A 22144-nucleotide genomic window follows, 5' to 3' on the forward strand; every position below is an offset into this window, starting at 1 on the left:
AAAAAACTATGGATGATAAATAGAATTGGAACAAATTTTGCTTAAACAGCACAGCACTATTGAAGAGCAAATTTCTATTTTAATTGCTCAGAAAAAGTGCCAGCAATATTTGAACTGTTCTCGATATGAGTGCAAATGATGAAACAATATCACTCTGAAAATACGCCTTTGGTTCTTCAAGACCAATATGGTCGTATAAAGCGAAAGCTGCGTATTTCCGTAACTGATCGCTGTAACTTTAAGTGTGTATATTGCATGCCTGAACATCCTGAATGGTTGAATAAGCAAGATCTGCTTGGTTTTGAGGCACTCTTTCAATTTTGTCATTTTATGGTGCAACATGGTGTTGAAAGTATCCGCATTACAGGTGGCGAACCATTAATGCGTCAAGGCATTGTGCATTTTGTTCGTGAGTTACAGGCCTTGAAAGCGCTGGGCTTAAAACGTATTTCAATGACTACAAATGGGCATTACCTTGCAAAATACGCTAGGCAGTTAAAAGATGCGGGATTAGATGACCTAAATATTAGTTTAGACAGTCTTGATGCTATTCAGTTTAAAGAGCTAACCAAGAAAAAATTAGAACCCGTTCTCGAGGGTATTCAGGCTGCTAAGGATGTAGGATTACCATTCAAAATTAACTGCGTACTGATGAAAAATAAAAATGATGATCAGATCTTACCGATGGTTAAATGGTCAATCGCCAATCATATTCCTTTACGCTTTATTGAGTTTATGCCACTTGATGGCGATGCGCTTTGGTCAAGTAAAGATGTAGTGAGTGAGGCTGAAATTTTACAAGTTTTGCAACCACATTATTCAGTAGAGGTTGTCGAACAACAGCATGAGCCAGCACGCCAATATCTAATCAATAATAGTTACTCTCTTGGGATTATTTCCACAATCACTCATTCATTTTGCCATCAATGCGACCGTATACGGTTAACTGCACAAGGCGAACTCTACAACTGTTTATTTGCCCCGCAAGGTCTAAATATTAAACCGCAGCTTCAATCATTATTACGTGCTCGTACTACAGCTGATCATGCAATGTATATTCAACAGTTAACAGATATGGTTATGCCGTATATTTGGCACAAAGCTAAAGGCTTTCATGCCTTACAACATCAACAAACCCGTAAAATCAGTATGCATATGCTTGGGGGATAAATGCAGCAATCTATCCAAATTAAAATCGAAGCGTTTGGCGCAATTGAAAAATTGCTTCCTCAAAACCTTTCGTTGGTTTGTCCCAATCATATTTTGGTTAAAGATGTATTAGATGAAATTGTTTCATTACATCCAGAATCTACACAAGCCATGGAAAAATGTGCATGTGCGATTGGCGATAATGTCATAACGAGACAATCTGCTTTAAGTGAGCCATGTACATTGGTTTTATTGTCACCAGTTGCAGGAGGGTGAGTCATGCGAGATTTTGCACGTATACAAGAGCAGGCTTTAAGTTTAGATACTTTTGATCCTATCCAATCATTTCCTGAATGTGGTGGAATCGATATTTTTATAGGTACGGTTCGTAATCACCATGAGGGTAAAGCTGTTAAAGCGTTGAAATATACGTCATATAAGCCACTTTCTGAAAAAATGATACGTGAAATTGAACTGGAAATTGAGAAAAAGTATCAGGTATCTTATGTGCGGGTCGTTCATCGAATTGGATATTTGGATGTAGGTGAGACAGCCATTATTGCGATTGCTTATGCAGCCCATCGCCGTGAAGCTTTTCAAGCATGTGAGGAAGCGGTTGAGCGGGTGAAGCATGAAGTGCCAGTTTTTAAAGAAGAGTTCTTTACAGACGGTACAAGTCATTATGTAGAAGGTTGTTGTATTCGCAAAGATGCACCACAAGAACACAAGCATCACCACCATCATGCCGGCCATGAACACTCACACTGAAATATGTACGTCTAGGATAAATAATGAAAAACGTAGGAATGAAGCCGGAAAGTTATCGTGTTGCTGAAGCACAAGCGATTTTATATGCGCCTCCACATTGTATTGAGCTATTAAGACAAGGGAACACTGAAAAAGGTGATGCATTAAAAACCGCACGTGTGGCAGGAATCTTGGCAGCCAAACGCACTGATGAGCTGATTCCTTTGTGTCATCCACTGCCGATTTATCGTGCAGATGTTGAATATGAATTAGAACATGATTTTGTAAAGATTATTACCGTGGTTGAAACCATTGGCCCTACTGGGGTAGAAATGGAAGCCCTCACGGCTGCAAGCCTTGCGGGTTTAACCATTTACGACATGTTGAAACCACATTGTGAGCCAGAAGAACTCTGGATGGATCAATGTAAACTGCTTAAGAAAAAGGGCGGCAAATCGCACTTTAAACGTGTTCTTCGTCAGCCCGTATCGGCTGCTGTCATTGTGTTATCCGACACCGTTGCAGCCGGTAGAAAACCCGATACCGCCGGAAAATCTGTGGTTGAAACTTTAACTGAAGCAGGGTTTGATCCGATTCATTATCAAATTTTGCCTGATGAAGCAGATGTTCTAAAAGATTTAGTGCTTGAGCTGAGTAAGTCATACGCATGCATTATGACGGTCGGTGGAACGGGAATTGGTAAGCGTGACATTACGGTCGATACATTAGAGCCACTTCTTGAGCGTAAGCTAGACGGCTTAATGGAAGCTGCACGATCTTTTGGACAAAAACGCACACCTTATGCTGCAATGTCACGTGGGGTAGCTGGTTTTATTGATCGCTCATTGGTGGTGACTTTACCGGGAAGCCGTGGTGGAGCAAGTGAATCAATGGCTGCTATTTTACCAGCGCTCGTTCATATTTTTGATGTGTGCCGTGATTTACCGCATCCGGGAGGATATGAGTAATGTCAGGTTGTGGTACAGAGCGTGGATTAATTAGTGTAGATGAAGCACTTGAGTTGATTGTTAAGCAGCCAAAAAAGTTGGGTTCGATTAATCAAGTTCTTCAAAATAGCCTAAGTAGATATCTTGCTAAAGAAATCTATTCAGAAATTAATTTGCCAAGTTTTTCTCAAAGTGCTGTAGATGGTTACGCGCTTTGTAGTCATGCAGAAGATTTAAATAATCAAAAATTTCAGGTTACTGGTGAGATTCGAGCGGGGAGTGAGAGTCATGACGTACTTAATGAAGGTCAGGCTATCCGCATATTTACAGGCGGTAAAATTCCAGAAGGAACAACACATGTTGCTCGGCAGGAAATCGTATCAGTTCTTTCGACCCAAGAAATTTGCTTAACTGAGCATATACGTCCTCAAGCTGATATTCGTTTTACAGGAGAAGAAATCCAGAAAGGTCAATTGCTTGCACAAGCTGGACAGTTTCTAAATATTGGAAGCTTAGCTGCCTTAAGTATGGCAGGTGTGCAAACGGTTGAAGTTTATCGTGCACCGAAAGTTGCTGTTTTAGTGACTGGTGATGAAGTTGCAGAAACGGCAGAAGATCTTGTCGACGGCAAAATCTTTGATGCAAATGGGCCATTATTAAAAGCTTGGTTTGAAGATTATGGCTTAAATGTTGAACTGATTCATGTGGCAGATGAGGCAGAGCAAGTCACGCATTACTTTAATCAGTTAAAAGACAGCCATGATGTCATTATAACGACAGGTGGTGTATCTGTAGGTGATTATGACTTTATACGACCATGTGCTTTTGAGGTTGGTTTTGAACAAATCTTTTGGAAAGTAAAACAGAAACCGGGTAAACCACTGTTCTTTGCTGAATATTCAAACCCAGAAACAGATCATTGTTGTTATTTGCTCGGTTTGCCGGGTAATCCCGCTGCGGTCTATGTGTCTATGCAAGTGTATGGTAAGGCATTACTAGATACTTTACAGGGAAATCAAGCAGGGCCTGAGTGGTTTAGTGCGATTTTAGATCATGATTTAAAAGAAGATGCACGTGAGCGTTTTTTACGTATGTATGCTTATTTTGAAAATGGACAGCTTAAAATAAAAAGTCTTGGAAAACAGCAATCGCATATGCTGAGTAATTTAATGCAGGCGAACTGTCTTGTTCGAATTCCAGCGGGCGTAAAACTAGAAGCAGGCAATATATTGAAAGGCGTATTTATTTCAAATTAAGTATAAAGAAGGATAAATATAACTCATTATGAAAAATGAGTGGGTTATATTTATTTAGCAATTTTTAATAATAACTTTTTCTTTTTTCATAATGAAATTTTTTTTATAAAGTTGATAAGAAGTTATTTTATAATGAATGTTGCATAAATCGTAGTAAGTGGTTTAGGGTATAAGCAATAGGGCCGTTAGGCTAGGAAATATCGAGGAACGCATAAAGATGAAATGGGATGACATCGGTGATCAGCCTTGTTCGGTTGCTCGTATGCTATCAGTGATTGGCGATCGATGGACGATGCTAATATTACGTAATGCTTTTATGGGAATACGACGTTTTGACGATTTTCAAAAATCATTAGGCGTAACTCGTCATGTCCTTTCAGATCGTTTAAAGCGTTTGGTTGAATATGAAATCTTAGCCAAAGCTCCTTATTTTGATCGTCAAGAACGCTTTGAATACAAACTCACTGATAAGGGCTTTGAACTTTATCCAATTATCTTGTCTATGGCGAATTGGGCAGATAAATGGATGGATCAAGGTTTAGGTAAGCCACTAGAATATCGTCATAAAACTTGTGGACATAAGTTTGAACCGGTTATGGTATGTTCGGTCTGCCGTGAGCCTTTACATGCAAAACAAGTGCAAGTCTCAGCTGGACCAGGCTATTTTGCATATATTGAACAAAAACAGAAACAAGCTTAATTTTTCTCTCTATAAATTATAAAGACTCTTGTTGAATAGCATCAGCTAGAGTCTTATAAATGTGGTCATGATTTGACTGTGTTACATTAAAACGTACGAATTGACCAGCATTAGGAGCTTGGCTAAAAGCATTGCCTGGCGCAAGAATAACATTATGATTAATGCAATATTTCGCAATTTTTGAAGCTTCAATACCCTCTGGCAAATGGCACCAAACAAAAATTCCCGCTTGAGGCTTAATCCATGGCTTTATACCCAGAGGTTCAAGTTTTGTAATCGTATCGTGCATTGCTTTTGCTAAACGAACTTTTAATAGTTCTATATGTTTACGGTAAGAGCCATCTGTTAAAGCAGTAAGCAAAACTTCAGCAGAAACACCATTGTGAGAAAAACTTGTGGCAATTTTTAGGTCGGTGAGCTGATCCATCCATTCAGGTTTGGCAATAATATAACCACAGCGAATAGACGCTGATAATGTTTTAGAAAAGCTTCCAATAAAAATTACGCGTGAAAGATTATCTAAAGCCGCGAGTCTAGGTGCTGGTGTATATTCAAAATCTGAGAAAATATCGTCTTCAACTACAATTAAGTTAGATTGCTCAATCAATTTTAAGAGTTGGTGTGCCGTAGAAAGAGAAAGCGTTGCTCCAGTTGGATTGTGAATTCCTGAGTTGGTGATATAAAGACGTGGGTTATAAGTATCAATTGCTTCTTTAAATGCTTCTAAGTCGGGACCTGTTGGTGTGTAGGGAATACCAATAACCTTGACTTGATGAACTTTAAGCAATGCATGAAAGTTAAAATAACAAGGGTCATCAATCAGAACGACGTCATCGGGCTTTAATAAAAACCGGAAAACTAAATCGATCGCTTGAGTACCAGAATCTGTTAAAAGTACTTGATTCAGATTTGCATCTATTCCTTTTGATTGAGCACGCCTTGCTAACAAATCCCGCAAAGGTGGTAATCCTAACGGGGTTGAATAACCCATTAAACAAGCGTCTGAACTCCTTGCAGCCATCCTTAAAGCTTTACGAATACTGTCTAGTGGCATCCAGTCATCGGGTAGCCAACCGCAGCCGGGCTTAAAAACATCTGCTTTCGCTTCCAAAGATTGACGTGAAATCCATAGAGGGTCTACTGAACGATCTAATTTAGGGCCTAATTCACTTAAAGCTAAGGGGGCGAGCGGACCAACAATATAAAAACCAGATCCAGTTCTTGATTCGATTTTGCCTAAAGCAATTAATCTTTCATACGCTTCTACAACAGTTGATACTGAAAAGCCAAGATCATTTGCTAACTTGCGAACAGAAGGTAAGCGTGCTCCGGGCATTAAAGATCGATTTTTTATTTGCTGCTCAATCTCTGAAATGACAATTTCAATTTTTGTTTTGCTCTGGTTCACGGGCTTACAATCTCAACTGTACTGGTTGTGAGTACATAACAGTTCTTTTAAATTGTACTGCTTTGTATCTGGTTTAATCACCTTAGCACAGCTTAAATTCTTCGTATAGTGACGGAGAAAATTATGAATAGGTTTATGAATGGCTGGGTAAATGGTTTTATTGGCGTGGCTATTTTTGCAGGCTCGCTACCAGCGACACGTGTAGCTGTAATGGGGTTTGAACCGGGCTTTCTAACCGCAGCACGTGCGGCAATTGCTGGTATTTTAGGACTTATTCTTATATTGGTTTTAAAACAAAAGAAACCAGCCAAACAAGATTGGCCGCCTCTTGCTATTGTTGCTATAGGGGTGGTAATTGGTTTTCCGTTATTTACCGCCCTCGCTTTGCAATATATGAATGCAGCTCATTCAATTGTCTTTGTTAGTCTTTTGCCGCTTGCAACTGCAATATTTGCTGTGTTGAGAGGCGGAGAAAAACCGAATCAATTTTTCTGGATATTTGCAGTCTTGGGAAGTGCGGTTGTTTTCGCTTATATGTTTTTTATTTCTGGTGATACATCACTTGGAATAGGGGACTTTTATATGTTGATGGCGATTATTTTCTGTGGCTTTGGCTATGCAGAAGGCGGTGTACTTTCAAGAAAAATAGGCGGGTGGCAGGTCATTTGTTGGGCGCTCATTTTATCATTACCCTTCATGCTGTTTCTTACTATTTTTTATATGCCTACTTCTTTCCAGAATATATCGGCATCAGCTGTAGTCGGTCTCGTTTATGTGTCTTTGTTTAGCATGCTAATTGGTTTTTTCTTTTGGTACAAAGGACTTGCCCAAGGCGGAATTGCTGCGATTAGTCAACTACAACTCTTACAGCCTTTAATGGGGCTAGCCATTGCTGCAGCCTTATTGCATGAACATGTGAGCTGGTCAATGTTGGTGGTTACAGCAGCAACCCTTTTATGCGTCGCTGCTGCTAAAAAGTTTGCTTAGCTTTATAAACAATTTGCTGGTTTAGGAACACCTGCCAAACGACTTAAATGGCGGGCAACTAAACCAGTATTAAATTGTTGCTGTAAAACGGCATTATTAATATCTGGACTTACGGTTTTCATTAAAAATTTAATCAGTGGGCGAGTTGCTGGAGAATGCCCAAACTGTTGATAAAACTGACGTACAGCAGCTAAAACTTCGAAGTGCCAATCGGTTAGTTCAAGATCAAGTGACTTGGCAAGCTCTTGTGCAACTTCAGGATTCCAAATTGTATAATCAACCAAATGACCATCTTGGTCTAATTCTAAATTCATGAAACTAGCCTAAATCTATTATTTAAGAGAAATACAGCGGTTAAACGTTAAAACTAAATCTGCAAATTGATCATAGTCCAATACATTTATCTGAGCTAAAGTATCTGCATCGAGTAAATCTTTTTCGATACTTAAGCATGAAACAGATTTAAACTGTTGAATAATTTGAGTTGAAAGTCGTGCAACAGAATCACCCATAAAAATAATTTGGTCACCTACCTGATAAAGATGACCTAATTCATCAATAATATTTGGTGTATTGTGATAAGTAGATTGCACGAGATAAAGTGTTGATGGATTCATTAAATTTACACCTTCATCTACCAATATAAGATATGGTCAAAAGACTGAATGAACTCATTATTTAACTGAATGAATTCGAGCTCTTGTTCTGTTTGTTGAACAAAAGGATTTTGTTGATTTTTGCTTTCGATAAGAATGGGGCTTAAATCATAAAATTCAAAGCTTTCGACCATATTTGATGCTACTTTGAAGGTATGATGAAACTGGTTAAAGCTCAGGTCATTTTGCAAGAGACTAAGAGCAGCATCTTTCAATAATACTTTGACTGGTGAGCCAAAGGTTGCTAAAACCATAGTAGCGGAAAGGCTTTCATTGATTTGAAGACTAGTTAAGTTGGCTTGGCTTAAAATGACGAGTACAGATTTCACACAATATACCTTTTAAAAGCAACAATCTAAGCAAACAAAGTAACTTAAAATTGAATAAGACGAGATGCTGACTGTACCGCATCAGCAAGTTCACCTAACCCGACGAGTTGAAAGTCTTTGGCAAGGTTGTAATGAGTAAGGTGATGGCGACTGGCATTTTCTGCATCGGTAATACCACGAGCGAGGGCAGCACTCACACATACAGGAAGTCGAATCGAAAGCTTTTGCCATTCATGCGTTAAATTACGCTGGTCGTCAGGAACCCATTGAAAATCATTAGCAACCTGCACGCCATCTTGGTAAAAGAATACACGAAAGTCTTCATTTTTACTTTTGAGTGCCTGAGCAAGTCCTAACGCATGCCAAGCATGAATGGAAGTAGGAGCAGAGGTAATTAGTAGTAATGTACTCATTAAGAATTCACTATGGTCATACGTCTAAATGGGCGTAGATGCATTAAGAGAAAGGTAAGTATACAATGATTTTAGTGACAGGTGGTTTAGGCTTTATCGGTTCACACATTGCTTTGAGTCTAATGGCCCAAGGGCAAGAAGTGGTAATTGTCGATAATTTGGCTAATTCGACCTTGCAAACGCTGGAACGGCTAGAGTTTATTTCTGGTATGTACGTTCCATTTGTTAAACTTGATGTACGTAATACACCTGCATTGAATAAGGTCTTTGAGCAATATTCAATTGATGCAGTTATTCATACTGCTGGGTTTAAATCAATTGAAGAATCTAATCTTAAACCTCTTGAATATTATAATGATAATGTAAGTTGCATCATGAGTTTACTGCGTGCCATGCAACGCACGGGTGTTCGTCACTTTATTCAGCTGTCAAGCCTTGCTGCCTATGGAAAATCTGGTTTGCAATTAAGCGAAACAGACGAATTTAATTACACTTACCCTAATCCTTATATTAAGTCTCAACAGATGATTGAAGAAATTATCCGTGATACTTATAAAATTGATCATGAGTGGAAAATTGCAATCTTGCGCTTATCTAATATTGTAGGTGCATTTGAACATGGGGTGCTCGGAGAATATGTCGCACAGCTCCCTAAAAATATTGTGCCGCTTGCTATGCAAGTTGCAGCTATGCAACGTGATTTAATTGAATTACAAGATCAAGCTGAAACATCAGACCATACGACTGAACGCAGTTTTCTACACGTTTTAGATGTGTGTGAAGCTGTAACTGCAAGCTTACATTGGCTGCGTAATCAAACACATTGTTGTGAGGCATTCAATATTGCCCATGACCAAGTTCACTCTATTCGTCAATTACTAGATGAAATTTCACAAGTAACTCAAGCCGAAATTGCGACTCAACCTGCGATTTATAAGCATGTTGAGTTAGGTCAGGTTGGGGCAAATATAGAAAAAGCAAAAACATTATTGCAATGGACACCTAAACGCTCGTTAAAACAAATGATTGAAGATGAATGGCGCTTTTATCAAAATACATTAAATGGAAGATAAGATAATGATTCTTATTTACAATAATGGAATGCTTGAGTACGATATTAAAAATTAACTAGCCAGAGCAAATACTTGCTTCAGCCCGTAAGTTCTTTAACCAGACAACTGAGGTTTCTATGCAAACACGAATTGAACATGACACTATGGGTGAGATTGAAGTTCCAAATGAAGCATTGTGGGGAGCACAGACTCAACGCAGCTTACAGAACTTTAAAATCGGGCAAGAACGATTACCACGTGCCATGATTCGAGCAATGGGGCTAGTAAAAAAGGCTGCTGCGATAACCAATGCTGAGCTTGAACAGTTACCGCAAGATTTGAGCCAATATATTGTGGGCGCGGCTGAAGAAGTAATTGATGGTAAATGGGATTCACAGTTTCCTTTAGTTGTCTGGCAGACTGGTTCTGGTACGCAAAGTAACATGAACTGCAATGAAGTGATTGCAAATATTGCAAACCAAAAATTAGGTCAAGTGTTAGGTGCCCAAAAGCCGGTACACCCCAATGACCATGTCAATCGTGCTCAATCAACGAACGACTCATTTCCAACGGCAATCCATGTTGCTGCAAGTTTGCAAATTAATGAATTACTCATTCCTGCCGTAGAGCAGCTTAAAGCGACTTTGCAAAAAAAATCAGATGAGTTTCAGTCTATTGTTAAAATTGGTCGTACACATTTACAAGATGCAACGCCATTAACTTTAGGTCAAGAATTTAGCGGCTATGTATCTCAGCTTGAGCATGGTGTAGTGCGCTTACAGCAAGCTTTAAGTGGTTTATATGAATTGCCACTAGGTGGTACTGCTGTAGGTACAGGGTTAAATGCACATCCTGATTATGCAGTGAAATCAGCTGCGCAACTTGCCTTGCTTACAGGTTTACCGTTTGTCACTGCTCCAAACAAATTTGAAGCACTTGCAGGGCGTGATGCTGCTGTTTTTGCTTCTGGTGCATTAAAAACGCTTGCAGTCAGTTTAAATAAAATTGCGAATGATATTCGTTGGTTGGCAAGTGGGCCACGTTGTGGTTTTGGTGAAATCCGTATCCCAGAAAATGAACCTGGTTCAAGCATTATGCCGGGCAAAGTAAACCCAACACAAAGTGAAGCAATGACAATGGTTGTTGCACAAGTGCTTGGAAATGATACGACCATTAATGTGGCTGGTGCTTCAGGTAACTTTGAATTAAACGTATTTATGCCAGTGATTGCTTACAACTTATTACAGTCTATTCAGTTGCTTGGCGATGCGTGTAATAGTTTTAATGATCACTGTGCGGTGGGAATTGAGCCTAATCAGGATAAAATTGATCACTTCTTACACAACTCTCTCATGTTGGTCACTGCTTTAAACCCAGTGATTGGTTATGAAAATTCTGCAAAAGTTGCCAAGACTGCCTATAAAGAAAATAAAACTTTAAAGCAGGTTGCTGTTGAGCTTGGTTTAGTTACGGCAGAGCAATTTGATGAAGTGGTTAAACCTGAAAAAATGGTTTCACCAAATAGTAAATAATCTCTTCTAATGGGCTTTTTTATTGTCAAATACTTTTGTAATATCCGCGAGTTGCTAAGTACAACAAAAGTCCTGAATGATCAGCGCAAAAATCATAAGGGGAAGGCCTGCTTGAAAAAGTGGGCTTTTTTTATACCTTGAAATACTAATGTCATATCTAGACTTTAATTTTGCTACGTTATTTTTATTCTAAGCTTCAATAAATGAAACAGACTAAATCAATAGTTGTTTTAGCAATAACAGCTTGTATGTTGTCGGGTTGTCTACAAATGTTTCCACCTTCTGTAGCTGAGGTGAATCCTGGTGTTTACCAACTTCATGCTCAAAGTAATGCATTTGGTTCAAGAGAAGCTTTGAGGTCAAAGTTAATCGGGAAAGCAGAAGAAATATGTAAAGATAAAGGTTTTGATGAGTTGGATAGCAATAACAAAATCGTAAATCATCATACTGTCTATAATTCAGGACTGCTTATTCCAGTGAATACCAAAGCAGCCGTTTTGAAAGTTAAGTGTAAAGATTAATTTAAATAGCAGTAAGCCCATGTGAGAGTTAGTTCTCTCAGACATATGACGGTATAAGAAACCCGACTCAGTATCGACTAATGGCGGGGTTTTTTATTGTTAAGTATTTCTGTAATATTTATATATTAGTTTGGCGCTGAACGATTAGTGCTAGAAATCAAAAGAAGGGCGGATCTTTTTTTTCGCTAGCTTCATTTCTGCTTGAGAAGATGAAGTGAGCTTTTTTATTATTTAAGAAAAAACATAATTTTTTAGATGGAATTTAAATAGTGATGTACACAATTAGATATGTTCATCGGAACAATACTTACTATATTGCTTCGAATATCGAAGGTAATTTTATTATTCTTGAGTCAATTGATTCAGAATTCCGTATGGGCCATCAAATTTCTTATGATGGTGAGAAGGTATTTAACCTTACTTTGAATGATGAAACTGATGCAGTCATTAAACTACAGAGTGATGAAAAAACAGCATATGAATACTTACTTTCGGTTAAATAAATTAGCTTTTTAGTATGAGATATTTCTGTAAGAACTAATTAAGAGTAAAAAGTACTTCACAGAGTAAAAAAATTAAAAAGCTTTGTTTCTTTTGAAAAAGCTATGGTATGGTTAATCACGCTTTAATTAAGGCAGTTAAAACAAATGAGAACTGTTTATTGAATAAAATCACTACCACCACCACGACCTTTAAGGAAGGCTGTGTGTGATTTTTTTATTAAAGTGACTTAATAAGATAACCAAACCCAGCCAATAATGGCTGGGTTAATTTTTCTCTGTTCATTATTGGTTTTACAGAGAAAGATTATGAAAAAACTCAGTAGTAACTCAAAATCGGCTTTACTCGTCATTGATATGCAAAATGGCTTATTTAACGGTGAGCCTAAGCCACATAATGTCAAACTTGTACTTTCAAATATTCTTAGCCTCATTGAATATTGTCGTTTGAATGATAGACCAATTATCTTTATTCGGCATGTCGGTGAGAAAGGTACACCATTAGATCCAAACGGCCCGAACACTCAACTAATTACAGACTTATCTTTTAATCCACATAAAGATACAGTCATTGAAAAAATGTACCCGAGCAGCTTTAAAAATACTGTTTTAAAAGAAGTATTAGAGAAACTTGATATTGATGAAATCATAATGACTGGAATGAAAACTGAATATTGTATTGATACTACTGTTAGGGCTACTCCAGAGTATGGATATAAAGTGACACTAATTTCAGATGCACATACAACAACTGATTCAGTAGCTTTAAATGCTTCGCAAATCATTGATCATCATAACCAAGTTTTAAGCAATGCTTTTGCTCAGTTAAAAACTACAGCAGAGTTCATTTCTTCAGTTTAGTTTAGACATAAAATGAACAACTTTATTAAAAAGTCTTATTAGCTGTATATCTATTACGGCATAAGATGCCCTGCTAAAGACAAGTTATTGGTGGAGTTTATAGCGATGGCAAGAATTAAACCTGCATCAACAAAGAGCTCTTTTCGGAGGGCTTTTTGTCAAGAGGGTGTAAGTTTCACTAATTAATGGCGAATTAGCGTTGAATAAGCTGTCATAATTGTTAAAATGCGCACCTTGTCCTGTTTTTATATTGTTTTTGTTTTGCATCTATTTTACGAGGTTTAAAATAAAGCATTTAAAAACAGAAGCTTAGCTAAGGATTTTTGAATGCTCTCTATTTATTTAACAGATACCCAACAACATGTGCAATTTAATGATTATCCTGGTGATCAGCCTGTTAAGTTTCTGTTAAATCTTAAAAAGATTTTCCCAAGTACAGGTGATCTGTTATTGCCAGTTTTACCTGATGATAACGATCTAGAAAATGTAACGTGGGAATCAACTTCTGAAGATTTTGATGTCTTTAAAAAGCTATTAGCTGGATGGGGTGTTATTGAACTTCGTTTAAATGCAACTACGGCTTATAAAGATAAAAATTTTGCGAATGAGTTAGTGAAACAAGCTCAAGCGAAACGTAAGAAAACAGCACAAAAAAATCATGAACTCTCTTTGGTTGCACTTGATTATATTTTTATGCACGAAGTTCACGCATTGATTGATGCAGAATTGGTCACTATTGGTGAGAAATTTTATTTACCAACCTTGCGTGAGCAATGGAAGGGTACAGTTTCAGACCCGGTGCTCAACGGAAAACTCTAATTAAACACAAAAGGTGAATTCATAAAGATTCACCTTTTTTATTTTTATAATTAAATTAATGATTTACAACTTGATAATTGTCGGTACAAAAGTTTACAAGAAAAGAATGCGTTTTTTTTAAAGTGGCAGATACATTGCTTATATAAATACAAAATTATTGCGGGAGAGAGGTTCGAAAGAACCCGCCGAAGGAGCAACAAGCCCGGAAACTCTCAGGCAGAAGGACTGTAATAATTAAAAAATCTGGAGAGAAGCTTAGATTTATAAGAAGTGAAAATAATAACTTATAAATTATAAACTCACCGAAGGGGAAGATCTAAACGTTAAAAGGTAACGTTGGGGTCGAAACTCTCAGGTACCAATGACAGATGGGCTGTACTGATGAAATGTTTTGCATTTCTGAGGAGTCTGTTATGCCACATGTTATTGTGATAGGTGCGGGAATCACAGGGGTTACTTCTGCCTATGAATTATCGCAACTGGGTTATCAAGTCACAGTGATTGATCGACATCTATATCCTGCAATGGAAACATCATTTGCCAATGGAGGGCAATTATCGGCTTGTAACGCCGAAGTATGGAACCAAAAAGCCACTGTAGTTAAGGGCTTTAAGTGGATGAGACAAAAAGATGCGCCGCTATTACTGAATCCTTCATTTAGTTTGCATAAGTATAGTTGGCTGGTTGAGTTCTTATCCCATATTAAACACTATGAAGCTAATACGATCGAGACGGTCCGATTGGCATTGCTCGCTCGTAAGCGCTTGTTTGAAGTTGCAGAAAAAGAGCAACTTCAGTTTGATTTGGAGAAACGTGGCATTCTTCATATGTATCATAGTAAGGCCGATTACGAGATCGCTAAACAAGTCAATGATGTCTTGAATAAAGGTAAATTGGAGCGTTATTCAGTTTCACCTGATGAAATGAAAACGATAGAGCCATCGTTAACGGGTGAGTATTTTGGTGGTTATTACACACCAAGTGATGCAACGGGGGATATTCATAAATATTCAACCTCTTTGGCTGAAAAAACTAAACAATACGGTGTTGAGTATAAATTTGGTTTGGACGTCACAGATATTAAGTGTCATCCAGACAAAGTAATTGTAAGTTGTCAGCCAAGTGCAGAGCACCCTTATCTTGTTGAATCTGATAGCATCCAAATCGAAGGTGATGTGCTTGTGGTTTGTGGTGGTGTAGGAAGTTATCAACTCGCCGATATGATTGGTGAGCGAGTAAATGTTTATCCAGTAAAAGGTTATTCAATTACCGTGCAATTAAAAGATGAACAAAGTATAAAAAATGCACCATGGGTAAGCTTGCTAGATGAAAGTGCTAAAATCGTGACTTCTCGTTTAGGTAAAGATCGGTTACGCGTGGCAGGGACTGCTGAATTTAACGGTTACAACCGCGATATACGGGCTGATCGTATTCAACCTTTAGTAAATTGGGTAAACCGTAACTTTGATATTTCAACTGAGCATGTCGTACCTTGGGCTGGGCTAAGACCGATGATGCCTAATATGCTGCCTGTGGTAAAGCAGTCTAAACAACCGCGTATTTTCTACAATACAGGACATGGGCATTTAGGGTGGACTTTGTCTGCGGCGACAGCAGTTTTAGTGGGTCAGGATATTGCTCAAAAATATCCGGTCTAGAAAGTAAAAAGCCAGTGTTTAAACACTGGCTTTTATTTTAAGTATTAAATTAATCATATAATCGGTAGATTCCGCTAAAACGCTCACAGCCTTTTTGTTGGGTTTTCACATTAAGTAAAGCTTTTTGAAAATTAAACTGATATTTACAGTTGTGCTCATTGTCTAAGATTTCACTTTTTTGTTCAGGTGAACTATAGGCCATTAGGGAAATCGTTTGAGTTTCTTTACGGTTATTTGGATTGCGGTATGCGATTCCTTCAATCTTGATTTTATCCTTTGCAAGCTGATGGACTTGAATGTGAACAGGCTGTGCAGCTATACGTCCATTTTCAAACTTAAGATAATGTTGGGTAAGCGTTTGCTTAAGTGATGCATAAAAATTTAGGTCATCAGTACGTAAATCAAACTGTTGCTGAACGCATGTATTATTCTTGCATTGCTGAGTATGTTTAGACCATAACTTTTGTGTATCCTGTAAAAGCTGTAAGGGGGCATCAGTAACTAAATATGCGGAAAGATATTTATTATCGAGTTGTTTCTTCGATTCACTAAATGTTTTTGAGCAGATTTTAAGCTCAGTTCCAGAGTTGGAGCAGTCTATTGATTCTGCAAAGACAAGAGATGAACATAAACAACTCAGTGTCACGGCAAAACTTAATCTTTTCAATTGATTCATATCAGTATTAGACAGCATGATCGCTTATACTTTCAGTCTACTTTGCTAGGTGTACTATAGCGAAACAGAAAGGCTGAATACAAGATTTCTTAAGTTTTTATGGAAGGTAATAGTTATATGGTTGCTCAAATTCGAATTGGACAAGGAATGGATGTACATGCCTTTGAAGCGGGGGACTTCGTTACATTGGCTGGCATTCAAATTCCACATACACATGGCTTGAAAGCACACTCTGATGGCGATGTGGTTCTTCATGCTCTGTGTGATGCTTTGTTAGGTGCTTTGGCACTCGGAGATATTGGACAACACTTTCCTGACACTGACCCAGAATGCAAAGGCGCAGATAGTCGAGTATTGTTAAAGCATGTTTACCAACTCATATTGGATCGCGGTTATCAGTTAAATAATGCTGATATTACGGTGGCTTGTGAGCGTCCCAAATTAGCTAAGCATAATTTGGAAATGCGTCAAAGTATTGCTAATGTTTTAAATGTAGATGTTAATCAAATTAGTATTAAAGCGACGACAACCGAAAAACTTGGGTTTACCGGTCGTCAAGAAGGTATTTTAGCTACAGCAACTGTTCTAGTCTCTCATCACACTAAGTGATCGACCTGTTGCAAAGACTGTTGAAGCTCTAGAGTTGCCTTACGGCCTTGTAGCTGTAAGGTAATGCTATGAATAAGACCTGTCCAAGTTTCATTAGGTTCCCAAATTTCATGGAGTAAATCTTGAGAAGTAGGCATGTCCATATTCATATAAAACTGTCTATAGACATACATGAGGCAACTAGAGCGATCGTTTTTAGTACAGTGAATCCAGACAATTTCATTCTGGACTAAATGATCAATGAGATCGAGTACCAATAAACATTGCTCGGCAGATGGAGTCTCCCAATCAATTGGAATATGGATATAATTTAAACCGAGGTCTAAACAAATGCGATCTTCATTTTCAATATGATTTGGTGCGTTACTTAAAGCGAGATTAATGACTGTACTGCAACCATATTCTTTAATCAGTTTCAGTTGTTCGATTGAGGGTTGAGCTGAACTAAATAAGTGCTCATGAATAACAGAAAAAGTAGGGATTTGAGCTAATGATTGTTCAAGAGTGGTCATGATCGTACTCAGCAAGAGTGAGTTTGGCTTATTGTGTTCAATGTTATACACGATTATATATGAGAGATAAAATACGGCTTGCTTATATATTCGTCAGCCTAAACAAGAATATTAAAAAATTATACTAAACAAAAGAAGTAATTTAGAAAATAAAAAAACAGCACGATAAAAGTGCTGTTTTTTAATGAAAGAAATTAAGCTTATTTCAGATGTTCATTTAGTAAAAATTCCATCAAGGCTTTTTGTGCATGTAGGCGATTTTCAGCTTCATCCCAGACCACTGCATTTTTATGGTCTAGCATTGTTTCAGAAATTTCTTCACCACGATGGGCAGGTAAACAGTGCATGAACAAACAGTCAGGATGAGCAAGCCCCATTAATTTTTCATTGACCTGAAAAGCAGCAAAGGCTCTTTCACGAAGCTTCTGTTCTTCTTCTTGTCCCATACTTGCCCATACATCTGTCACAATGAGGTCAGCATTTACAGCAGCGTCTTCTGCATTGTCAAAAACTTCAACACAATGACCAAACTCTGCCAGAAATTCAGGTTTAGGCTCATATCCTTTCGGCGATGCAATTTTGAGTTTAAAGCCCATCATGTGTGCAGCTTCAATATATGAGTTGCACATATTATTGCCATCACCAATCCAAGCAACAGTTTTGCCTTTAATGCTACCGCGGTGTTCATTATAAGTCTGTAAATCTGCAAGTAACTGGCAAGGATGATGGTCATCTGTCAAACCGTTAATAACAGGAACTTTTGAATACGATGCAAAACGTTCAACAATGTCATGACCGAAAGTACGAATCATCACAATATCAAGCATACTTGAAATTACACGTGCTGAGTCTTCAATCGGTTCACCACGACCTAATTGTGTGTCGCGAGGCGATAGAAAAATCGCACTACCACCAAATTGATTAATGCCTGCTTCAAAAGAAATACGTGTACGCGTGCTTGATTTCTCAAAAATCATTCCCAATACTTTACCAACAAAAGGTTGGAATACCTTATTGTCATGCTGCATTTTTTTAAGCTCGCTTGCGCGTTCTAAAATGCGATTAAGTTCTAGAGTGGATAGATCACGTAAAGTCAGGAAATGTCTTAGAGCCATGTAGCTACTCCATAATAATTGTTATGAAATACAACAATTATCTGTTGTTGGCTGGGTGGATGTGGAAAAAAAGAAGTCTACTATACTATAAGCATTTTAAAATGCAAAAGAATTAGACTTTATGGTGGCCCTTGAGGAAAATATCTACGCAATATTCAATATAATCAATAGCTTCTTTCTCATCTGGTAGAGCGGGCATACCCATAATCATACGCCATTCAATATCGCGTAAGATCCCAAAATACATGAGTGAAGAATAATAGGGAGAATTGCATGTAATTTCCCCTGATTTATCTGCAGACTCTAATGCTTGGGTAAGCGTGTTTTGTAAATTGTGTACCCATTTGTCATATAGGTATTGTATGAGCACAGTATTACACTCGGTCTGTTCGATAATAAGTCGTAAAAAAGCAACATGTTCGGGTTGAGTAATGTGAACATAAACACGATTGAGTGTTTGAATAAGATATTCTCTTAAAGTACTTTTTTCTGGTTGGAATGGAATACATACATCTTTAAAAAACATTTCACGTTTATGATCACAAATAGCGGCAAAAAGCCCTTCTTTATTGCCAAAATATTTATAAATAGAAGCCTTAGAGCCACCGGCATGATTAACAATGTCATCAAGTGAAACGGCATCATATCCTTTTTCCAAGAACAGCTCGGTCGCGCTTAACAGAAGAGCTAAACGACGTTCAATACCGCGGCGTGTTTGAGGTTTTTCACATACTGAATGATGTGACTCAAGGACTGAATCATGCATAAAATTTAATAACAACGACTAACTTTGCTTATTTAGTATAGCAAAACTATCTTTAAGGATGGTCATCACTATTTTTTTAGATCAACTGCTGAACACTAAATAAAATAACTTTAAAATTAACTTATATAAAATAGTTGGTTAGATCTATTTTTAGGGTGCTCTAATGATGTAACCTGATGTTCATTTTTAAATTTAATAAAAAAATAAAGCGGCTAAGACATCCTTAGCCGCTTTTCATTTAGGTAATAAGCTTTTTAGGCTTCAGTTTGGGTAACCTTATGTTCATCTTCTTCATCATCGTCAGCAGAATCCATTCCAAGTTCTTTTAACTTGCGAGTTAAGGTGTTGCGACCCCAACCCAGTAATTCTGCTGCGTGGCGTTTGCGTCCACGTGTTTGTTGTAAAGCAGCGTTAATTAATGTGCGTTCAAACATTGGTGTAGCGATATCCAAAATCTTCATTTCACCATTCTTAAGCTTTTGAATTGCCCACTGGTTTAACAGTTCATCCCAATGGTGTAAAGAAATGCGTTCAAATGAAGGGGCAGGTTGTCCAGCATCAGTATTCTTTTGCAATGGAACCTGTTTGAGCTCAGAAGGTAAATCTTCTGGATACACTTCACGCCCGGTGATCATTACAGTTAACCAGCGGCACGTGTTTTCAAGTTGTCGAACATTGCCGGGCCATGGCAACTGTTGCATATAATCTGTCGTCTCGGTACGTAAGATTTTTGGACTTACGCCAAGCTCTTTGCCTGCACGCGCAAGAAAGTGCTGAGCAAGCATTGGGATATCTTCGCTACGGTGAGCAAGTTTAGGAATGTGAATGCGGATCACATTTAAGCGGTGATATAAGTCTTCACGGAAGCGACCTTCATTTACCAGCTTTTCTAAATCCTGATGCGTTGCTGCAACGATTCGAACATCAACTTTAACTGGGATATGTCCACCTACACGATAGAACTCACCGTCGGCAAGGACGCGAAGTAGTCGAGTCTGTGTTTCAAATGGCATGTCACCAATTTCATCAAGGAATAGTGTTCCACCATTTGCTTGTTCAAAGCGGCCTTGATGCTGGGTGTTTGCTCCTGTAAAAGCGCCTTTTTCATGACCAAACAACTCGGTTTCAATCAAGTCTTTTGGAATTGCAGCCATATTTAAAGCAATAAAAGGCTTAGCACGGCGTGGAGAGTGCTTGTGTAAAGCATGCGCAACTAATTCTTTACCTGTACCTGATTCACCATTAATTAAAACGGTAATATGAGATTGAGATAAACGGCCGATGGCGCGGAAAACCTCCTGCATTGCTGGAGATTCACCAATAATTTCTGTTGATTGAAGAGGTAAAGCTGTTTTTGTAGCTTCTTGCTGTTGTAGCTTGTTGATATGCAAGATTGCACGATTTACTAAGGCTAAAGCTTCATCAATATCAAATGGCTTTGGTAAATATTCAAATGCACCTGTTTGATAGCTTGAAACAGCAGATTCTAAATCGGAGTGTGCAGTCATAATAATGACAGGTAAATCTGGATGAGTGTTTTTGACTTTAGATAAGAAAGTTAACCCATCAATCCCAGGCATGCGGATGTCAGTTAAAATGACATCGGGAGCGTCATGATGTAAACGTTCAAGCGCAGTTTGAGCTTCTTCAAAATTGGTAACATCAAAACCCTCTTCTTTAAAGGTCTTTTCCAATACCCATCGCATGGCGCGATCATCATCAATAACCCATATTTTATTTCGCGACACGGTCTGACTCCCAAGGTAAATATAAGCTAAAAATAGTTTTTCCAGGAACAGATTGGCATTCAATCATTCCGTTATGTTGATGCATAATATTCTGTGCAATACTCAGGCCAAGCCCAGTACCTTTTGCTCGTCCAGTAACCAATGGATAGAACACTGACTCCAAAATACTTTCAGGAATGCCTGGTCCATTATCTTCGATGTCGACCCGAACGGTGGATCGATTCAGTACACCATTAATCGTGACAAGACGCTGTATTCGCGTACGTAGAATTAACTCTGGTTCCTGATCTATAAAAAATGCTTTGTTTTCTGTAATGGCTTGAATTGCATTTACACTAATGTTGAGCATGACCTGTATTAACTGATCTCGATCGGCATTAACATCGGGTAATGACAAATCATAGTCACGTATAATTTTAATTTTCTTCTTTGTCTGGTTTGCAATAAGAGAGCGTACTCGTTCTAAGGGTTCGTGTACGTTAACATTTTCATAGCTTGGTAGTTGTCTAGAACCTAACATGGTATCAGCCAAGTTAGTTAAACGATCTACTTCATTAATGATGACATCGGTGAATTCTGCATAAGTCTTATCATTTAAACTACGAGCGAGTAACTGGGTTGCTCCCCGAATACCTGCAAGTGGGTTTTTAATTTCATGTGCAACACCACGCACGAGCTGTCTAGCGACTTGATGCTGTTGAACCAGATTTTCTTCTTTTGAAATCTTTAACATGCGATCGATTGGATTAAGCTCAATCAACAGTAATGGATGGTAGCTTTTACCTGCATTTAATTGAGAAACTGTGTAATCCACATGGAGGTCTTTGAAGTTGACATTAATGACAGCTTCTCGACGCGTATAGGGTTGTCCAGTTTTTATAGTGTTCAATAAAGCTTCATGCGTATTAAAAGTATCGTCGGGGGCATGAAGCAAGTTTAAAACGGGCTGTCCTGAAGCACGGAGCAAACTAATGTCAAATAGTGCTTCACAGGCTGAATTTAAATAAAAAATGTTCAAGTTACTATCGATTAATAAAATCGCAGTAGTTAAATTGTCTACCAATAGGCGATAGTCGATAGGGTTGTGTTGATCCATTAGCGAATCGTTCCTGTCTTAAAATAGCGCAATGGCATCTTCTTGGTTATCGGATTTTCACCGTTATAGAACATGAACGATGCAAAA

At 38.1% G+C, this 22144-nt stretch carries 26 protein-coding genes and 1 riboswitch; of the genes, 15 read left to right on the plus strand and 11 right to left on the minus strand.

Going from position 1 to position 22144, the window contains the following annotated elements:
- Positions 1–129: 129 nt before the first annotated feature.
- The 6 genes from moaA to RMB03_RS05860 all read left to right on the plus strand — a co-directional run bounded on the left by moaA (position 130) and on the right by RMB03_RS05860 (position 4799).
- Positions 130–1170, plus strand: a complete 1041-nt coding sequence (gene moaA, locus RMB03_RS05835) for a GTP 3',8-cyclase MoaA (protein WP_311074606.1) — start codon at positions 130–132, stop codon at positions 1168–1170.
- Positions 1171–1425 (plus strand): MoaD/ThiS family protein, encoded by a 255-nt coding sequence (locus tag RMB03_RS05840; RefSeq protein WP_003652232.1) that lies wholly within the window; start codon positions 1171–1173, stop codon positions 1423–1425. It abuts the gene before it with no gap.
- Between the two features lie 3 nt (positions 1426–1428).
- A complete protein-coding gene (locus RMB03_RS05845) occupies positions 1429–1917 on the plus strand; it encodes a molybdenum cofactor biosynthesis protein MoaE (RefSeq protein WP_092707016.1) in 489 nt (162 codons plus the stop codon).
- Between the two features lie 23 nt (positions 1918–1940).
- Positions 1941–2864 carry a bifunctional molybdenum cofactor biosynthesis protein MoaC/MoaB gene (gene moaCB / locus RMB03_RS05850; protein WP_003652229.1) on the plus strand — a complete coding sequence of 308 codons (924 nt, stop codon included), beginning with the start codon at positions 1941–1943 and terminating at the stop codon, positions 2862–2864.
- Positions 2864–4099: a molybdopterin molybdotransferase MoeA gene (locus tag RMB03_RS05855; protein WP_311074612.1), complete on the plus strand. Its 1236-nt coding sequence runs from the start codon at positions 2864–2866 to the stop codon at positions 4097–4099. Before moaCB ends, RMB03_RS05855 begins: the two co-directional genes overlap by 1 nt.
- A gap of 217 nt (positions 4100–4316) precedes the next feature.
- Entirely contained in the window at positions 4317–4799 is a 483-nt protein-coding gene (locus RMB03_RS05860) for a helix-turn-helix domain-containing protein (RefSeq protein ID WP_003652226.1), read from the plus strand.
- A 16-nt stretch (positions 4800–4815) separates the two neighbouring features.
- Here RMB03_RS05860 and RMB03_RS05865 read toward each other — a convergent pair whose 3' ends face one another.
- Positions 4816–6207: a PLP-dependent aminotransferase family protein gene (locus RMB03_RS05865; RefSeq protein WP_311074615.1), complete on the minus strand. Its 1392-nt coding sequence runs from the start codon at positions 6205–6207 to the stop codon at positions 4816–4818.
- Between the two features lie 123 nt (positions 6208–6330).
- On the opposite strand from RMB03_RS05865, the gene RMB03_RS05870 reads away from it, so the two are divergent.
- Positions 6331–7194 carry a DMT family transporter gene (locus RMB03_RS05870; protein ID WP_311074617.1) on the plus strand — a complete coding sequence of 288 codons (864 nt, stop codon included), beginning with the start codon at positions 6331–6333 and terminating at the stop codon, positions 7192–7194.
- Positions 7195–7196: 2 nt separating this feature from the next.
- Here the strand turns inward: RMB03_RS05870 and RMB03_RS05875 are convergent, their stop codons facing one another.
- The 4 genes from RMB03_RS05875 to tusD are packed head-to-tail and all read right to left on the minus strand — an operon-like array spanning position 7197 to position 8592.
- On the minus strand, positions 7197–7508 hold the full coding sequence (locus tag RMB03_RS05875) for a TusE/DsrC/DsvC family sulfur relay protein (protein ID WP_003652222.1): 312 nt from the start codon (positions 7506–7508) through the stop codon (positions 7197–7199).
- An 18-nt stretch (positions 7509–7526) separates the two neighbouring features.
- On the minus strand, positions 7527–7811 hold the full coding sequence (locus RMB03_RS05880) for a DsrH like protein (RefSeq protein ID WP_311074622.1): 285 nt from the start codon (positions 7809–7811) through the stop codon (positions 7527–7529).
- A gap of 17 nt (positions 7812–7828) precedes the next feature.
- The gene (locus tag RMB03_RS05885; RefSeq protein WP_017392208.1) at positions 7829–8179 is read right to left on the minus strand and encodes a hypothetical protein; all 351 of its coding nucleotides are present in this window, start codon (positions 8177–8179) and stop codon (positions 7829–7831) included.
- 44 nt (positions 8180–8223) lie between these two features.
- The gene (tusD, locus tag RMB03_RS05890; RefSeq protein WP_003652216.1) at positions 8224–8592 is read right to left on the minus strand and encodes a sulfurtransferase complex subunit TusD; all 369 of its coding nucleotides are present in this window, start codon (positions 8590–8592) and stop codon (positions 8224–8226) included.
- 65 nt (positions 8593–8657) lie between these two features.
- Here tusD and RMB03_RS05895 point away from each other — a divergent pair, with 65 nt between their 5' ends.
- The 7 genes from RMB03_RS05895 (at position 8658) to RMB03_RS05925 (ending at position 15535) form a co-directional block, all read left to right on the plus strand.
- Positions 8658–9665, plus strand: coding sequence for an SDR family NAD(P)-dependent oxidoreductase (locus RMB03_RS05895; protein ID WP_311074626.1), 1008 nt, complete (start codon positions 8658–8660; stop codon positions 9663–9665).
- Positions 9666–9781: 116 nt separating this feature from the next.
- Positions 9782–11176 (plus strand): class II fumarate hydratase, encoded by a 1395-nt coding sequence (gene fumC / locus RMB03_RS05900; protein ID WP_005039964.1) that lies wholly within the window; start codon positions 9782–9784, stop codon positions 11174–11176.
- A 203-nt stretch (positions 11177–11379) separates the two neighbouring features.
- On the plus strand, positions 11380–11697 hold the full coding sequence (locus tag RMB03_RS05905; RefSeq protein WP_311074629.1) for a hypothetical protein: 318 nt from the start codon (positions 11380–11382) through the stop codon (positions 11695–11697).
- A gap of 272 nt (positions 11698–11969) precedes the next feature.
- On the plus strand, positions 11970–12200 hold the full coding sequence (locus RMB03_RS05910) for a hypothetical protein (RefSeq protein WP_004643124.1): 231 nt from the start codon (positions 11970–11972) through the stop codon (positions 12198–12200).
- Positions 12201–12506: 306 nt separating this feature from the next.
- A complete protein-coding gene (locus RMB03_RS05915; RefSeq protein WP_311074631.1) occupies positions 12507–13058 on the plus strand; it encodes a cysteine hydrolase family protein in 552 nt (183 codons plus the stop codon).
- A 327-nt stretch (positions 13059–13385) separates the two neighbouring features.
- Positions 13386–13877, plus strand: coding sequence for a hypothetical protein (locus tag RMB03_RS05920; RefSeq protein ID WP_311074632.1), 492 nt, complete (start codon positions 13386–13388; stop codon positions 13875–13877).
- A 150-nt stretch (positions 13878–14027) separates the two neighbouring features.
- Positions 14028–14115: riboswitch (glycine riboswitch) on the plus strand.
- A gap of 175 nt (positions 14116–14290) precedes the next feature.
- Positions 14291–15535, plus strand: a complete 1245-nt coding sequence (locus RMB03_RS05925; RefSeq protein WP_307009243.1) for a D-amino acid dehydrogenase — start codon at positions 14291–14293, stop codon at positions 15533–15535.
- A gap of 49 nt (positions 15536–15584) precedes the next feature.
- Here RMB03_RS05925 and RMB03_RS05930 read toward each other — a convergent pair whose 3' ends face one another.
- Entirely contained in the window at positions 15585–16229 is a 645-nt protein-coding gene (locus tag RMB03_RS05930) for a hypothetical protein (RefSeq protein WP_311074635.1), read from the minus strand.
- 99 nt (positions 16230–16328) lie between these two features.
- On the opposite strand from RMB03_RS05930, the gene ispF reads away from it, so the two are divergent.
- Positions 16329–16820 carry a 2-C-methyl-D-erythritol 2,4-cyclodiphosphate synthase gene (ispF, locus tag RMB03_RS05935; RefSeq protein WP_311074638.1) on the plus strand — a complete coding sequence of 164 codons (492 nt, stop codon included), beginning with the start codon at positions 16329–16331 and terminating at the stop codon, positions 16818–16820.
- Here ispF and RMB03_RS05940 read toward each other — a convergent pair.
- The 5 genes from RMB03_RS05940 to glnL all read right to left on the minus strand — a co-directional run bounded on the left by RMB03_RS05940 (position 16808) and on the right by glnL (position 22057).
- Entirely contained in the window at positions 16808–17332 is a 525-nt protein-coding gene (locus RMB03_RS05940) for a protein tyrosine phosphatase family protein (protein ID WP_004643117.1), read from the minus strand. The genes ispF and RMB03_RS05940 overlap by 13 nt on opposite strands.
- 200 nt (positions 17333–17532) lie before the next feature.
- Positions 17533–18447 carry an ornithine carbamoyltransferase gene (gene argF, locus RMB03_RS05945; RefSeq protein ID WP_003652194.1) on the minus strand — a complete coding sequence of 305 codons (915 nt, stop codon included), beginning with the start codon at positions 18445–18447 and terminating at the stop codon, positions 17533–17535.
- A gap of 112 nt (positions 18448–18559) precedes the next feature.
- Complete coding sequence (locus tag RMB03_RS05950; RefSeq protein ID WP_311074641.1) at positions 18560–19213, minus strand: TetR/AcrR family transcriptional regulator; 654 nt, start codon at positions 19211–19213, stop codon at positions 18560–18562.
- Positions 19214–19467: 254 nt separating this feature from the next.
- Positions 19468–20961, minus strand: a complete 1494-nt coding sequence (glnG, locus tag RMB03_RS05955; protein ID WP_005039979.1) for a nitrogen regulation protein NR(I) — start codon at positions 20959–20961, stop codon at positions 19468–19470.
- Positions 20948–22057, minus strand: coding sequence for a nitrogen regulation protein NR(II) (gene glnL, locus RMB03_RS05960; RefSeq protein ID WP_003652188.1), 1110 nt, complete (start codon positions 22055–22057; stop codon positions 20948–20950). The genes glnG and glnL overlap by 14 nt, the downstream gene beginning before the upstream one ends.
- Between the last annotated feature and the right edge of the window lie 87 nt (positions 22058–22144).

The sequence above is a fragment of the Acinetobacter sp. V91_7 genome (assembly GCF_031799075.1).
GTDB classification, from domain to species: domain Bacteria; phylum Pseudomonadota; class Gammaproteobacteria; order Pseudomonadales; family Moraxellaceae; genus Acinetobacter; species Acinetobacter calcoaceticus.